The organism is Roseovarius sp. BRH_c41, assembly GCF_000961715.1.
In the GTDB taxonomy this organism is placed as follows: domain Bacteria; phylum Pseudomonadota; class Alphaproteobacteria; order Rhodobacterales; family Rhodobacteraceae; genus Roseovarius.
Window position 1 is genome coordinate 1 of the sequence record NZ_LADY01000062.1, and the last position, 13,956, is coordinate 13,956.

The following is a 13,956-nucleotide window of genomic DNA, read 5'->3' on the forward strand; positions in this document are numbered from 1 at the left end:
GCTGATGGCCTTTGCGACCACTTGGGTCGAGATTGCCCGCAATACGCCAGCCCTCTTTCAGATCTATATGGCGCATTTTGGCGTTGCGAGTTTTGGCATCCATTTCAGCCCCTTCGTGTCGCTGTTGATCGGCATCACCTTCAACAACGCGGGCTATCTCACCGAGAATTTTCGCGGCGCGCTCAAGGCCATTCCCGACACGCAGGGGCGTGCGGGCCGGTCGCTTGGTTTGACGCAATTGCAGGCGTTTCGTCATATCATCATGCCTCAGATGTTGCGCATTTCATTCCTGCCGATGACCAATCAGATGGTCTGGGCCATCCTGATGACCTCTCTCGGTGTGACGGTCGGCATGAACAGTGACCTTTACGGGGTCACGCAGGATCTCAATGCGCTGACCTTCCGCACCTTTGAGCTATTCGCGCTGGCCGGGGTGATCTTTTACCTGATCACCAAGGCCATCACCTTTGGCGGCCGCCTGATCGCTGCCCGCCTGTTCCGGTATTGAGGGGGAAACGCATGTTTGACACCGCCCTCTCCGCCAATGATCTGGTCTTTCTCGCCAAGGGCGCGGGGATCACGATCCTAGTCACCGCCATTTCCGTGGTCATCGGCACCCTGCTTGGCATCCTCTTTGGGGTGATCCGGGTGCAGCTTGGTCCGGTGCTGGCCGCGCCGCTGACCTTCTTTCTCGACATCTTCCGCTCGGTGCCGCTGCTTATTCAGCTTGTCTTGGGCAATGCTTTCGTTGGCATGGTGCTGCAACTCCAGATTTCCGGGTTTACCGTGGCCTGCATCGTGCTGTCGCTCTACACCTCGGCCTATTGTGCCGAGATTGTGCGCGGCGGCATTGACGCTGTGCCCGAGATCACCCGCCGCGCGGCACGGTCGCTTGGCCTGACATGGGGTCAGGACATGCGCTATATCGTCCTGCCGCTGGCCACGCGCGTGGCGCTGCCGTCTTGGATCGGTCTGGCGCTTGGGGTGATGAAGGACTCGGCGCTGGTCTATGTGGTGCAGGTCACGGAACTCTTGAAATCCACCCAGATCCTCATCACGCGCCTGCAAGAGCCGCTGTTCCTGTTGCTCATCTGTGGTGCCTTCTACTTCATCATCAGTTTCCCGCTTGCCCGTTTCGGCGGCTATCTCGAAAAAAGGTGGTCCAATGATTGAGATCCAGAATGTCCGTAAATCCTTTGGCGATCTGGAGGTTCTCAAGGGGATCGACCTGACGGTGCAGCGCGGCGAGGTGGTGACCGTGATCGGCGGCTCGGGGTCGGGCAAATCGACGCTGCTGACCTGCATCAACGGGTTGGAGCCGATTGACTCTGGCCGGATCACCATCGACGGCACCGAGGTACATGCCAAATCAACCAATCTCAACAAGCTGCGCCGCAAGGTCGGGATCGTGTTTCAGCAATGGAACGCCTTTCCGCATCTGACCGTGATGGAGAATGTCACATTGGCGCCGCGCAAGGTGCTGGGCATGGCCAAGGCTGAGGCCGAGGCGATTGCCGAAAAGCAACTGCGCCATGTCGGTCTGGGGGACAAGCTGACCACCTATCCCTCGCGCCTCTCAGGCGGGCAACAACAGCGCATGGCGATTGCCCGCGCGCTGGCGATGTCGCCGGATTACATGCTCTTTGACGAGGTGACATCGGCGCTCGATCCGCAGCTTGTGGGCGAGGTTCTGGAAACCCTCAAGATGCTGGCCGAAGAAGGCATGACCATGATCTGCGTGACGCATGAGATGGGCTTTGCCCGCGATGTGTCCAAGCGGGTGGCGTTCTTTCATCAAGGCATCATGGCCGAGATCGGCGCGCCCGATCAGCTCTTTGGTGACCCGCAACATCCCGAGACGCAGAAGTTTCTGGCCAACGTGCGCTGATGTTGAGGTGAGTGTGGCCTTTTCTGCCGCTAGTCCCGAGTGATGGGCCGCGCGGCGCCCGTCCGCCGGGTGGGCGCTGCCACCGCACCGGCTGGCACTTAATCCCAGCCAAACACTTCCGCGTTATCAATATGTTAAACCATCGCAAAAGCGCCCGCCCGTGGGGGCGGACCATGCCAGAGGCATGCCTTCGGCACGACCGCTGCGCGGCGGCGCTACGCGCCTTTGTTCCGCGCATTGGGGATTGCCTCTCAAGACCACGTTCAATCCGCAGAGCCCGGCCCGAACGCCCACTCAATCACCCCGCGACCGCCGCCAGCCCTTCGGCCTCGAACCGTGCCAGTTGCGTCAGTTCCGCCTCGCTCAGCACGATACCGTCGCGCAAGGACACATCGCGCGCCGCAAACCGCCGCTCCGACGGCAACCGCGCGCCCTGCGCACCAATAGCGCTCAAAAGGCGCTCTCCCTCGGCAATCGGATCGCGCCCGCTGCGGGCGGCAAAACTGGCCGGATCGAGCGCCAGAATCAGCGCGCCGTGACGCGGTAAGAGATTGGTGCCGCCGGAGAACTCCAGAGCTTCCTTGCTCATGAACTCGCCCAGCATCGCGCCGGCCAGCAATTCGACCATGGTCGAAATCGCCGATCCCTTGTGCCCGCCAAAGGGCAGCATCGCGCCCGCCAACGCCGCCTCGGGGTCGGTGGTGGGATTGCCGTCCCGGTCCATCGCCCAGCCTTCGGGGATGGGCGTACCGGCGCGGCGGCGCAATTCGATCTCGCCGCGTGCGGCGACGCTGGTGGCGAAATCGAACACATAGGGATTGGGACCGGGGCGCGGCCAGCCAAAGGCAATCGGATTGGTGCCCAAGAGCGGCTCTTTGCCACCTGTGGGCGCCACTGAGGAATAGCTGGGGCACATCGATAAGGACGCAAGGCCACGCGCGGCCAAAGCCTCGACATCGTGCCAGAGCGCCGAGAAATGCAGGCAATCTCGGATCACCAGCGCCGCAAGGCCGATGTCGCGCGCACGCGCGGCCAGCGCATCGACAGCCGCGTCAAAGGCCGGGTTGGAAAACCCGCCGCCCGCGTCTACCTCAATTACCGCCCGGCCTGTGTCCTGCAGCACCGGCGCCGCATCCGGCACCACCTTGCCTGCCGCAATCACCCGCAGGCAGCCTTCAATCCGGTAGATGCCGTGCGATTTGCAATGATCCCGCTCGCCAGCGACGATCACCCGCGCCACCGCTGCCGCACTCTCGGGGCGTACGCCGCAGGTCTCGAAAATCGACGTCACCCGCGCCAAGAGGTCGTCAACGGAAATCACGTTCGGCTTGGTCATGCGGGCTTTTTCCTTTTACCTTTGGGGCTTATTTGTCGACGTCGGTATAGGTGCAGGCCCAGAACACCTTGGTTTCGGTATCATCAAGGGCGCGTAACCCGTGTTTGAGGGTGCTGTCGAAATAGGCGCAATCGCCGGGCTCCATGATCACCGGTTCGTAATGCTCGACCGTCAACTCGACCCGACCCGAAAGCACATAGAGCGTTTCCTCGCCGTCATGCGATTCCAACTCGTCGCGTGTGAGCGGCGCGCGTTTCTCGACCAGCGTCACCAGCGGAATGATCTTTTTCTCGGCCAGCGCGTTGCACAGCACTTCGTATTCGAAATTCTTGGCGCGCACCTTGCGCCCCTGCCCTGCCCGCGTCACCGTCATGCGCGTGGTTTGTGTGGCATCGTGGTCGGCGGAAAAGAGCCGCTCCATGCCGATATCATAGGCGCGGGCGATCTTGATCAGGTTCTCATAGCTGGGCGAAACGCGCCCGTTCTCGATCTTGTGGATGGTCGACAGCGCAAGCCCGGTGCGCTGCGCCGCCACTTCGAGCGTATAACCGCAGGCCTGCCGCACCGACTTCATCCGCGCCCCAAGATCGGCACGCAACTGATGGCGCTCGACGTCCCAATCATCCGCCGCGCTCTCGACTGAGGTTTTTTCTGTTTCGGCCATAATTTTTCTTTTCTTACCAGTCGTGATTGTTTAAGCATATATTTACGTTGGGCACAACAGTAGCAATGCAGAGTGCGCAGGGGGAGACCGAATATCGGATTTTTCGAAATCCCCGCCCGACCGCTCGCAATACAGACTTCAACAAAGGGTGATCTCATGCCGGACCTGATCGTTGCCGCCGAGGTGCAAGGCCCGATCCTGCTCTGCGACGAGGGGCTGAGCGTCTGGGGCGGTGTTGATCCCCTGAGCGGGCGGATCATCGACGCGCATCATCCGCAACAGGGGCAATCGCTGGCCGGGCACATTGTGATGATGCCGACAAGTCGCGGCTCTTGCACCGGCAGCGGCGTGCTTTTGGGGTTGGCCTTTGCCGGAACCGCGCCCAAGGCGCTGGTGTTCCGCGAGGGCGAGGATATTCTCACCTTGGGCGCGCTTGTGGCCACGCGGCTTTTTGAGCGGCCGATCGCTGTCTTGCGCCTCTCTGCCGCCGAATATGACCGGCTGGCGCAGCAATCCCATGCCACGATCACCGCCACCCATCTGCGCGCGGGCGATCTGGAGGTGCCGCTGACCTCTTTGGCCTCCGACGGTCTGACCCTCTCGGACAGCGACCGCGCCTTTCTGGCCGGGGACCATGGCAAGGCGGCGCAATTGGCGATGGAGATCATCACCACGCTCGCCGCCGCCCAAGGCGCGCCAAGCCTCACCGATGTGACCCGCGTGCATATCGACGGCTGCATCTATGCCAGCCCCGCCTTTCTGACCTTTGCCCGCGCCATGGCGGACAAGGGCGGGCGGGTGCGGGTGCCCACGACGATGAATGCCATATCGGTCGATCACGCCAATTGGCGCGCGCAGGGCGTGGCCGAGGATTTCGGTCTGCCCGCCAGCCAACTGGCCGATGCCTATGTCGAAATGGGCGCGCGCCCCAGCTTTACCTGTGCGCCCTACCTGCTCGACGACAAGCCGGTCGCTGGCGAGGATATCGCCTGGGCCGAGAGCAATGCCGTGATCTATGCCAACACGGTTCTGGGCGCGCGCACCGTCAAGCATGCCGATTTCATGGACCTCTGCATTGCCCTCACCGGACGCGCCGCGCGCGCGGGCGTCTATCTCGATCAGAACCGCGCGCCGCGCCGGATCATCGACATTGACGTGCCAGAGGGTATCGACGATGCCTTTTGGCCGATGCTGGGCTGGATCGTTGGTCAGGTTGCCCCCGACCGTATCCCGCTCTTGCGCGGGCTGGAGGGATTGCACCCCTCGGACGATGATCTCAAGGCGCTCTGCGCGGCCTATGGCACCACCTCCGCCTCACCGATGATGCATATCAAGGGGATCACGCCCGAGGCGGATATGCCCCCCACGCCCGATGCCGATCACGCCCGCATCACGGCTGCGGATTTTGCGCAGGCTTGGCAGGGGTTCAATCAGGGGGCTGATAAGGTTGATCTGGTGGCCCTTGGCAGCCCGCATTTTTCCGCCGCGGAATGTGCGGCCTTTGCGGATTTGATGGAGGGGCGGCAGGTCAATCCCGCCGTAGCCACGATCATCACCCTTGGGCGCGGCACACTGGCGGCGATCACCGCGAATGGCGTCAAGGCGCGGCTTGAGGCTGCTGGTGTGACCATCGTGCCCGATATCTGCTGGTGCTCGATTTCAGAGCCGGTGTTTCCCCCCTCGGCAGAGGTTCTGATGACCAACTCCGGCAAATATGCGCATTATGCGCCGGGTCTCAGCAATCGCGCCGTGCGGTTTGGCTCGCTCGAACAATGTGCCATGACCGCGCAATCTGGTATGGCCCCCACAACCCCACCGCCGTGGATCGCCGCGGCCCCGGCCCTTGTGGGCCACTGACCGCCGCCACAGGCACACCGCCCATCCAAAGGAGTTTCCCATGAAGAAAGACGTCTTTCACGGCACCATCCCCGCCCTGCTGACCCCCTGCACCCCGGATCGCAAACCTGATTTCGACGCGCTGGTGCGCAAGGGGCAGGAAATGATCGCGGCGGGCATGTCGGGCGTGGTCTATTGCGGGTCCTGCGGTGACTGGCCGCTCTTGACCGATGACGAGCGGATGGAGGGTGTCGCGCGCCTGACCAAGGCGGGCGTGCCCGTTGTCGTGGGCACGGGGGCCATCAACACGAAATCCGCCGTGGCCCATGCCGCGCATGCGCAAAAGGTGGGTGCGGCGGGCCTCATGGTGATCCCGCGCGTCCTGTCACGTGGCCTCTCGGTCGCGGCGCAGCGCAACCATTTCAAGGCTATTCTGGACGCTGCCCCGGATGTACCCGCGATCATCTACAACAGCCCCTATTACGGCTATGCCACCAAGGCCGATCTCTTCTTTGCCCTGCGCGCCGAACACAAAAACCTGATCGGGTTCAAGGAATTCGGTGGCAAGGATGACCTCAGCTATGCCGCCGAGCACATCACCTCGCAGGATGACGACGTCATCCTGATGGTGGGCGTCGATACCGAGGTCTACCACGGCTTTGTCAAATGCGGGGCGGTGGGGGCCATTACCGGAATCGGCACGATGTTCCCCAAAGAGGCGCTCTTGCAAGTGGCCCTGTCGCGGCGCGCAGCGACGGGCTGCCCCGAGGCGGATATGCGGGCACGCGAATTGGCCGAGGCATTTTCCGTGATTGCCAAGTTCGACGAGGGTGTCGATCTCGTGCTCTATTTCAAGCATCTCATGGTGCTGAAGGGCGAAGAGGAATACCGCCTCAACATCAATGAAACGGATGCGCTTTCGCCCTCTCAGGCGCGGTTCTGCGAGGCGCAGTTCCATCAGTTCAACGCATGGTTCGCCAATTGGGTCAAACACGGCGGGGTGATCGCTGAATGCATGTGACCGACAGCCACACCGGCGGCGAGCCGACGCGCGTGATCCTTGACGGCGGGCCGGACCTTGGGTCCGGGTCCCTGTCCGAGCGCGCCCGGCTGCTGGCCTCGAAGCATCGCGATTTTTACCAATCGGTCAGCCTCGAGCCGCGTGGTCAGGTGGCGATGGTCTGTGCCCTTATGGTGCCGCCGACCGATCCGACCTGCGTCACCGGCGTGATCTATTTCGACGCCGAGGCGGTCTTGGGCATGTGTGGCCATGGCACCATTGGCCTTGTCGTCACGCTCGCGCATATGGGCCGGATCAAACCCGGCACCCACCGGATCGAGACGCCTGTTGGTGTGGTCACCGTCGATCTGATTGACGCCAACACCGTTACCGTCACCAATATCGAGAGCTACCGCACGCATACCGGCGTCACGGTCGAGATTGAAGGTATCGGCGCTGTCACCGGCGACGTGGCCTATGGCGGCAATCTCTTTTTCCTTGTCGATCCCAGCCCCGTTCCGGTGCATTCCGGCAATATCCGGGCCCTGACCGATACCACCATCGCTGTGCGCGAGGCCGTGCAGGCGCAGGGGATCGAGGTGGATCACGTGATCTTTTACGGTCCCTCCGACGATCCGGCGGCACACAGCCGCAACTTTGTCCTTTGTCCCGACAATGCCTATGACCGCTCGCCCTGCGGCACGGGATGTTCGGCGCGTCTCGCCTGTCTCGCGGCTGAGGGGCGTTTGGCCGCAGGCGAAGAGATCATGCAGGAAAGCGTGATCGGCAGCACGTACCGGCTGTCCTATACGACCGGGCCGACCGGCGGCGTCATCCCCTCGATCACCGGGCGGGCCTATGTGATGGCCGAAAGCACATTGCTTTTTGATCCCAACGATCCGTTTCGCAACGGTATCCGTCTCTAACCCTTATAACAAAGGTGCCGCATGGCCCGCTCAGACATCATCGTCATCGGTGCCGGCATCATCGGCGTGACCAGCGCCCTCGCCCTGCAACGGGATGGCCATACCGTACGTATTCTGGACCGCAAGGGTGTCGCCTCTGAGACCTCACGCGGCAATGCCGGGGCCTTTGCCTATACCGATATCGAGCCGCTGGCGACCCCCGGCATCCTGCGCAAGGCGCCGAAATGGCTGCTCGATCCGCTGGGACCGCTGTCGATTCCACCCGCTTATGCGCTGCCGCTTATGCCGTGGATGCTGCGCTTTTGGCGCGCCAGTTGGCAGGACCGGTATGCGGCGGCGGTCACAGCCCAAGCCAGCCTGATGCATCAGTCCCGCGCCGCACTTGAGCGGCTGATCGCGGATGTTTCCGGCGAGCCGCTGATGCGCCGCGAGGGGCAATTGCAGGTCTATGAGGGTGAGGCTTCCTATCGCGCCAGCCTGCCCGCATGGGACTTGCGCCGCCAGCACGGCGTGCGCTTTGATCTCCTTGAAAGCCCCGCCGCGATTGCCGAAGTGCAACCGGGGCTCAATCCGCGCTTTACCCATGCCGGCTATACCCCTGACTGGATGAACACCGTCGATCCAGCCCGCTGGACCGAACATCTGGCGCAGCAGTTCGTCGCCGCAGGCGGCGTTATCGAAATCGCGGATATCCGCGCGCTGCGGCAGGTGGGTGACGGCGTCGAGATTGAGACCGCAACCGGCACGACACGCGCCGATCAAGTTGTTCTGGCGGCGGGCGCATGGTCGCATCATCTCGCGCGCACGCTGGGCGACGCCATCCCGCTCGAAACCGAACGCGGCTATAATACCACATTCCCCACCGCCAGCTTCGATCTGCACACCCATCTGACCTTTGCCGATCACGGCTTTGTCATATCCAAGATAGGCGACGGCTTGCGGGTTGGCGGCGCGGTGGAACTGGGCGGGCTGCGCCTTGCGCCCAATTACAAACGTGCGGAAATTCTGGTGCGCAAGGCCCGCGATTTCCTGCCCGGATTTGATCCGCAGGGCGGCACGCAATGGATGGGGTTCCGCCCCTCGCTGCCCGACAGCCTGCCGATCATCTCCCGCGCGCCGCGCGCCGACCGGGTGATCTATGCCTTTGGTCACGGGCATCTGGGACTGACGCAATCGGCAGGCACGGCAGAACTTGTGGCGGCCCTCGCCGCGCGACGTGATCCGGCGATATCCCTGACGCCGTTTGACGCGGGGCGGTTTTAGGGAGAGATTTGGCCTGAAGGTGACATTGGACCTCAGCGATGAGCCGCGCGGTCGCTGGGCCGGGGATGAGCGATGCAACGGCGGCAACTGCCACTTAATGCAAGCAAAGTCCGTATGACGTCAAAGAGATGAACTACATCTCAAAATCGCTAGGCCGTCACGCCGAAGGCGTGCCGAGAAAAAGCGGCGCACCTTCGGTGCGACGGACGGCCCAGCGATCGCGCGGCGCCCTTCGGGCTTGATTCCGCGCGTAAGCGCTTTAGTCCAACGTCCCCTTCAGACCAACCCCAGCCCCCCCTCACCCAATCCTCGGCCATGTATCCGACAACCGATATCCCCCCGGCCAGGGATCGCTCGGGTCGAGCATGTGCTGCGCGGTGCCGGTGATCCACGCCCGCCCGTTGATCTCAGGGCGGATCGCCTCCAGCCCGGCAACCCGGACCCGACCCAGAATGCGCCCATGAAACTCTGACCCGATGATCGACACGCCGGTAAAGCGATCCTCCTCGTCCATCTCGCCCCGCGCCGCCAAAATAGCCATGCGCGCCGAGACCGCCGTGCCGGTGGGGGACCGGTCGAGCTTGCCGGGTTGGATCGCCACCACGGATTGCGCGCGCAAGGCGTTGCCCTCGCGCGTGATCGGCCCGGCAAAGAGGCAAAAGGAATGATGCGCCCAATCGGGTTTTTCGGGGTGCTCGAACCGGAACTGCGCGTTGGCGGCATTGGTGATGCGAATGCCAAGCTCTGCGATCTGGCGCGCGTTATCCTCGACCAGGTCGACGCCAAGCGCCACCGGATCGACTACCACGAAGCTATCCCCGCCAAAGGCCGTATCCACCATGATCCGCCCCACACCCGGCACATCGAGCGGCACGCCCAGACGGCTGGCAAAGGACGGCAGGTTCTCCACGTAAATCCGCTCGGCCTTGCCATTGGCGCAGTCCGCGCGCACCCGGACAAGACCACCCGGCGCTTCAAGAACCATATGGGTCACCGGCTCTTGCATGGGCAGGATGCCACTATCCAGCAACACGGTCGCCACACAGATCGAGTTTGAACCCGACATCGGCGGCGTATCCTCGGGTTCCATGATGATCCAGGCGGCCTGTGCGTCGGGGTGCTTGGGTGGCACCAACAGATTGACATGCCGGAACACCCCGCCGCGCGGTTCGTTCAGCATGAAATTTCGCAGGGTCTGATCCTCAGCGATCCATTTGCGCTGCTCCCAGATCGTGTCGCCGGGGGGCGGCGTCACGCCGCCGACGATGACATCGCCCACCTCGCCCTCGGCATGGCAGGAAACGACGTGAATGATCTTGGTGCTGCGCATGATGTGCCCTCGTGCCGCTCTGCTGTTCCGTGGTCCCGCCTGTCACCCAAGGACCGTGCCCGGATGGTATGACGGAGCTTTGCCCTCGGGGTCAATGGTCACCGGACCACCGCCCGGCATCAGCACAGCATGCCCGCTCAGGCCGCCTTCCCGTCTGCCAGGCAGGTCGTGCGCAGGCCCAGCATCTGCCGCGCCTCGGCACATGTGGCCACGGGGCGCGCATGACGCGCGCAGATCTCGACCACCCGCCGCACCAATGCGGCATTCGAGGGCGCAAGCGTATCGCGATCCAGTCGCACGTTATCCTCAAGCCCGGTGCGGGCATGCCCGCCGGCCGCGACGGCCCATTCATTGAGCGTGATCTGATGCCGCCCGATCCCCGCCGCGCACCATGGCGCATCCGCACCGAACAGGCGTTTGACCGTGTGGATGTAATAGTCGAACACATCGCGGTCGACCGGCATGGCGTTCTTGACGCCCATCACGAACTGCACATAGGGCGTGCCAAGAAGGTGTCCTTGATCGGCCATGTCCTTGGCCTTGAGGATGTGGCTCAGGTCGAACGCCTCGATCTCGGGCTTGACCTCATGGGCGCGCATTTCCGCGGCCAGCCAATCGACCAGATTGGGCGGGTTCTCATAGACCCGAGTGGGAAAGTTGTTGGACCCGACCGAAAGCGAGGCCATATCGGGGCGCAAGGAAAGCATCGCCCCCCGCGTTTCCCCCGCGCCCGACCGACCACCTGTCGAGAACTGAAGGATCATGCCGGGGCAATGCGTCTCCAACCCTTCCTTGAGGCGGGCGAACTTTTCCGGATCGGACGAGGGCGATCCATCGGCGTTGCGCACATGCGCATGCACGATACTCGCCCCGGCCTCAAACGCCGCATGGGTCGATTCGATCTGTTCGGCCACAGTGATCGGCACCGCCGGATTGTCGGATTTCTGCGGCAGGCTGCCGGTGATCGCCACACAGATGATGCAGGGTTTGGTCATGTCGGTCGCTCCTGTCAGGCCGCTTGCACTGCCACGCGCGGCATCCGCGCGAGGGCATCAAGGAAAAACGGGCGGAACCCTTGCGGATGTTCGCTCATCGGGAAATGGCCCAACTCGTCCATCACCGAAACCGTCGCACCGGGGATTGCCGCCGCCGTGCGTTTGGCATCCTCGGGGGTGCAGGTCAGGTCATAGGCTCCGACCAGCAGATGCACCGGGGTTTTGCCGGTGTCGATCTGCCCCAAGCGCCCGATCAGGCTATCGTCGCGGGTGTAAAAACTCAGATCGCCGCGAAAGACGCCCGGACCAGACTGCATGAACATCCAGAGCGTATTCCAGCGTTCGGCATTCGGGGCATAGGGCGAAATATTGGCCGAGACGAGGGCGGCGCCCATCTCGCCGCCATGGGCATCGGGGCGGTGAAACCAGTCGATATCATACCACGCGGGCTGAAAATCCGAGGCCTCGATGGCGATAAATCCGCTGAAACGCTCGGGATGCAGCGCCGCCAGTTGCAGCGCGATACGCCCGCCCATGGAACAGCCCGCCAGAATGGGGCGTTCCAGCCCAAGACCCGCGACCACCGCCAGCACGGTTTCTATATAAGCCTCGGTCGTCAGCAGATATTCCTGCGTTTCAAACCCCTCGGGCGGCAGGGATTTCCCGTGCCACGGCATGTCAAAGGCAATCAGGCGATGGCCCGCCGTCACCTCGGCGTCGTTCATCAAATGCCGCCATTGCCGGGTATCGGCCCCGGCGGTGTGCAGGCACAGAACGGCGCGCCCCTGCCCCGCCTCCTCGAAATAGATCCGGCGCAGGGTGCCACCGATCTCGATGGTCAGGTAACGGCCTGTGATTGGCTCAATGCTCATGCTGCACCCTCCTCGGTGTGGCGGGCCAGCGCCATGACCTCCTTGAAGAACCGCAGGTTCTTGACCAGACACAGGATGTCGCCGTCAATCCGCCCGCGCCCAATCTTGGCCAGCCCGAAAATATCGTGAAATCCCGGCGCAGGACGCGCCTGCCAGAATTGCTCCAGCGCCTCGGCATCGGTGCGCAACGCAAATCGCCACGGCGTCTTGCGGCTTGGCCCGGCCTCGACCGAAACAATCCGCCCCTTTTCGAAGGTCAGATAGATCTCCTCGCCCTCGACCTCGATCAGCACTGTCTCGGAAAAGAGCCGCCCAAGACGCAAGAGATGCGGCTGATCCTCAAGCCATGCCTGAATATCCTGAAACCTGTCGATCACCTCTGCGCCTCCCTCTCTATGCTGCGGATGTGCTAGAAGTGGCATCTAAGGGGGCGTTTGATCCATGCCGGAGCGGGTATCACGCGATACCGCCTGCGGCATTGGTTTGACGCCCGCCATGACCGACAACAAGGACCACAGGGCGTGCCCCGGCCAGCCCCCGGATATCAGAAACCCACCCGTTTGGAGGAGAACCCATGGGAATCGTCAATCTTGAGAATATCACCGATGTGGTGATCGCGAGCCTCGGCAAGCACGGTGACATCACCGACCGCCAGCGCGAGATCATGACCGCATTCATTCGCCACCTGCACGCCTTCTGCAAGGATGTGAACCTGCAACATGGCGAGTTCCTTGACGGCTGCGAATTCCTCAAGCGCGCGGGGCAAACGTGCGACGAGAACCGGCAGGAATTCATCCTTCTGGGCGACATCATCGGTGTCGAGGTGCTGGTGGACATGCTGTCGAACCCGATTGACGGTCCCGAGAGCGAGTCGACCGTGCTTGGTCCCTTCTACCGCGAGAACCCTCCTGTGCTGCCCAAGGGCGCCTCGACCATCCAGAAACATTACGACAACGAGGAAACCGCCTATTACGAAGGCTACATCCGCGATGCGGCGGGCAAGGGCATCGCCGGTGTCACGCTCGATGTCTGGGAAGATGCGCCCAATGGCATCTACGAAAACCTCGACCCGGATCAACCCGAATACAACCTGCGCGGCCGCTTTGAGACCGATGCGAATGGTCATTACGCCTTTGTCGCCGTGCGTCCGGTCCCCTATCCGATCCCCGATACGGAAACGGCGGGCGAGCTCTTGCGCTACATGGGCCATCACCCCTACCGCCCCGGCCATATGCATTTCATCATCTCAAAAGACGGCTACCGCCAGTTGATCAGCCAGATCTACGATGGCGACAGCAAATGGCTCGATGATGACAGTGTCTTTGCGGTCAAGGACAGCCTGATCGGCACATTCAAACCGGCCCCCAAAGAGCTTGGCACCGACCTGCATTTCGAGTTCGATTTCGTGCTCAAGGCGGACGCTGCGGCTCAGGCCGTAGCCGCCGAATAAACCGACCTCCGTCCCTGCAACCTCAGGGGCTCCGTCACGCGGCCAGCCTTTTGCATTTCGTGTTGCAACTCATGGCCGAGATGCCTGCGGGTATAATGCAATGTCCAACAAAGTCTCCCGAAGAAATCTTCGGGAGACTTCTGCGCTGGAGGTCGGCAGAGCGGGACAAAGCACCATGTCGCTGCGTTTGCGCCAATTGCTTCTTTCGGTAGTAGGCTAAAGACATGCTCCACCGTACTTGGGAGTCAGATTGCTGACAGACCCACCTTCCGCCTGCCAATGAATCCGCCATCTGAGGGTACAAGGGAACTTGCTCTTTTCGAAAATCGCATACTCGGCTTCTTCATGGATGGTGAAGCCTTGATCGCTCAGACGAACGACGAGCTCCTCCACCGT

At 62.5% G+C, this 13,956-nt stretch carries 15 protein-coding genes; 8 read left to right on the plus strand and 7 right to left on the minus strand.

Annotated elements, in window-relative coordinates:
- From VR71_RS19895 to VR71_RS19905, 3 genes are all read left to right on the plus strand, one after another.
- Nucleotides 1-508 (plus strand): amino acid ABC transporter permease (locus VR71_RS19895; RefSeq protein WP_045686271.1); only part of this gene is annotated, 508 nt, incomplete at its 5' end.
- Between the two features lie 11 nt (nucleotides 509-519).
- Entirely contained in the window at nucleotides 520-1,173 is a 654-nt protein-coding gene (locus tag VR71_RS19900; RefSeq protein ID WP_009818135.1) for an amino acid ABC transporter permease, read from the plus strand.
- Nucleotides 1,166-1,888: an amino acid ABC transporter ATP-binding protein gene (locus VR71_RS19905; protein ID WP_009818134.1), complete on the plus strand. Its 723-nt coding sequence runs from the start codon at nucleotides 1,166-1,168 to the stop codon at nucleotides 1,886-1,888. Before VR71_RS19900 ends, VR71_RS19905 begins: the two co-directional genes overlap by 8 nt.
- Before the next feature lie 298 nt (nucleotides 1,889-2,186).
- Here VR71_RS19905 and VR71_RS19910 read toward each other — a convergent pair whose 3' ends face one another.
- Together VR71_RS19910 and VR71_RS19915 are read right to left on the minus strand one after the other, a co-directional pair.
- Entirely contained in the window at nucleotides 2,187-3,224 is a 1,038-nt protein-coding gene (locus tag VR71_RS19910) for an Ldh family oxidoreductase (RefSeq protein ID WP_045686272.1), read from the minus strand.
- A 28-nt stretch (nucleotides 3,225-3,252) separates the two neighbouring features.
- Nucleotides 3,253-3,888 (minus strand): XRE family transcriptional regulator, encoded by a 636-nt coding sequence (locus VR71_RS19915; RefSeq protein ID WP_045686273.1) that lies wholly within the window; start codon nucleotides 3,886-3,888, stop codon nucleotides 3,253-3,255.
- Nucleotides 3,889-4,044: 156 nt separating this feature from the next.
- Here VR71_RS19915 and VR71_RS19920 point away from each other — a divergent pair, with 156 nt between their 5' ends.
- Genes VR71_RS19920 through VR71_RS19935 form a run of 4 tightly spaced genes read left to right on the plus strand, consistent with a single transcriptional unit; the run spans nucleotide 4,045 to nucleotide 8,913 of the window.
- Complete coding sequence (locus VR71_RS19920; protein ID WP_045686274.1) at nucleotides 4,045-5,745, plus strand: aconitase X; 1,701 nt, start codon at nucleotides 4,045-4,047, stop codon at nucleotides 5,743-5,745.
- A 40-nt stretch (nucleotides 5,746-5,785) separates the two neighbouring features.
- Nucleotides 5,786-6,745 (plus strand): dihydrodipicolinate synthase family protein, encoded by a 960-nt coding sequence (locus VR71_RS19925; RefSeq protein WP_045686275.1) that lies wholly within the window; start codon nucleotides 5,786-5,788, stop codon nucleotides 6,743-6,745.
- Entirely contained in the window at nucleotides 6,736-7,650 is a 915-nt protein-coding gene (locus VR71_RS19930) for a proline racemase family protein (protein WP_045686276.1), read from the plus strand. The genes VR71_RS19925 and VR71_RS19930 overlap by 10 nt, the downstream gene beginning before the upstream one ends.
- Nucleotides 7,651-7,671: 21 nt before the next feature.
- The gene (locus VR71_RS19935; protein WP_045686277.1) at nucleotides 7,672-8,913 is read left to right on the plus strand and encodes an FAD-binding oxidoreductase; all 1,242 of its coding nucleotides are present in this window, start codon (nucleotides 7,672-7,674) and stop codon (nucleotides 8,911-8,913) included.
- A gap of 298 nt (nucleotides 8,914-9,211) precedes the next feature.
- On the opposite strand, the gene VR71_RS19940 is transcribed toward VR71_RS19935, so the two are convergent.
- The 4 genes from VR71_RS19940 to VR71_RS19955 all read right to left on the minus strand — a co-directional run bounded on the left by VR71_RS19940 (nucleotide 9,212) and on the right by VR71_RS19955 (nucleotide 12,487).
- Nucleotides 9,212-10,243 (minus strand): proline racemase family protein, encoded by a 1,032-nt coding sequence (locus tag VR71_RS19940; protein WP_045686278.1) that lies wholly within the window; start codon nucleotides 10,241-10,243, stop codon nucleotides 9,212-9,214.
- A 137-nt stretch (nucleotides 10,244-10,380) separates the two neighbouring features.
- Nucleotides 10,381-11,238: a 3-keto-5-aminohexanoate cleavage protein gene (locus VR71_RS19945; RefSeq protein ID WP_045686279.1), complete on the minus strand. Its 858-nt coding sequence runs from the start codon at nucleotides 11,236-11,238 to the stop codon at nucleotides 10,381-10,383.
- A gap of 14 nt (nucleotides 11,239-11,252) precedes the next feature.
- Entirely contained in the window at nucleotides 11,253-12,110 is an 858-nt protein-coding gene (locus VR71_RS19950) for an alpha/beta hydrolase (RefSeq protein WP_045686280.1), read from the minus strand.
- Nucleotides 12,107-12,487, minus strand: coding sequence for a hypothetical protein (locus VR71_RS19955; RefSeq protein ID WP_045686282.1), 381 nt, complete (start codon nucleotides 12,485-12,487; stop codon nucleotides 12,107-12,109). Before VR71_RS19955 ends, VR71_RS19950 begins: the two co-directional genes overlap by 4 nt.
- Before the next feature lie 197 nt (nucleotides 12,488-12,684).
- Here VR71_RS19955 and VR71_RS19960 point away from each other — a divergent pair, with 197 nt between their 5' ends.
- Nucleotides 12,685-13,560 carry a dioxygenase gene (locus VR71_RS19960; protein WP_045686281.1) on the plus strand — a complete coding sequence of 292 codons (876 nt, stop codon included), beginning with the start codon at nucleotides 12,685-12,687 and terminating at the stop codon, nucleotides 13,558-13,560.
- Between the two features lie 216 nt (nucleotides 13,561-13,776).
- On the opposite strand, the gene VR71_RS25280 is transcribed toward VR71_RS19960, so the two are convergent.
- The coding region (locus tag VR71_RS25280) for a hypothetical protein (RefSeq protein ID WP_296430650.1) at nucleotides 13,777-13,956 on the minus strand (180 nt) is incomplete at its 5' end.

What these genes read in the sequence shown, in the direction of transcription:
- VR71_RS19900 (WP_009818135.1), top strand. Translation starts at nt 520, where the DNA reads ATGTTTGACACCGCCCTCTCCGCCAATGATCTGGTCTTTCTCGCCAAG.
- VR71_RS19905 (WP_009818134.1), top strand. Translation starts at nt 1,166, where the DNA reads ATGATTGAGATCCAGAATGTCCGTAAATCCTTTGGCGATCTGGAGGTT.
- VR71_RS19910 (WP_045686272.1), bottom strand. Translation starts at nt 3,224, where the DNA reads ATGACCAAGCCGAACGTGATTTCCGTTGACGACCTCTTGGCGCGGGTG.
- VR71_RS19915 (WP_045686273.1), bottom strand. Translation starts at nt 3,888, where the DNA reads ATGGCCGAAACAGAAAAAACCTCAGTCGAGAGCGCGGCGGATGATTGG.
- VR71_RS19920 (WP_045686274.1), top strand. Translation starts at nt 4,045, where the DNA reads ATGCCGGACCTGATCGTTGCCGCCGAGGTGCAAGGCCCGATCCTGCTC.
- VR71_RS19925 (WP_045686275.1), top strand. Translation starts at nt 5,786, where the DNA reads ATGAAGAAAGACGTCTTTCACGGCACCATCCCCGCCCTGCTGACCCCC.
- VR71_RS19930 (WP_045686276.1), top strand. Translation starts at nt 6,736, where the DNA reads ATGCATGTGACCGACAGCCACACCGGCGGCGAGCCGACGCGCGTGATC.
- VR71_RS19935 (WP_045686277.1), top strand. Translation starts at nt 7,672, where the DNA reads ATGGCCCGCTCAGACATCATCGTCATCGGTGCCGGCATCATCGGCGTG.
- VR71_RS19940 (WP_045686278.1), bottom strand. Translation starts at nt 10,243, where the DNA reads ATGCGCAGCACCAAGATCATTCACGTCGTTTCCTGCCATGCCGAGGGC.
- VR71_RS19945 (WP_045686279.1), bottom strand. Translation starts at nt 11,238, where the DNA reads ATGACCAAACCCTGCATCATCTGTGTGGCGATCACCGGCAGCCTGCCG.
- VR71_RS19950 (WP_045686280.1), bottom strand. Translation starts at nt 12,110, where the DNA reads ATGAGCATTGAGCCAATCACAGGCCGTTACCTGACCATCGAGATCGGT.
- VR71_RS19960 (WP_045686281.1), top strand. Translation starts at nt 12,685, where the DNA reads ATGGGAATCGTCAATCTTGAGAATATCACCGATGTGGTGATCGCGAGC.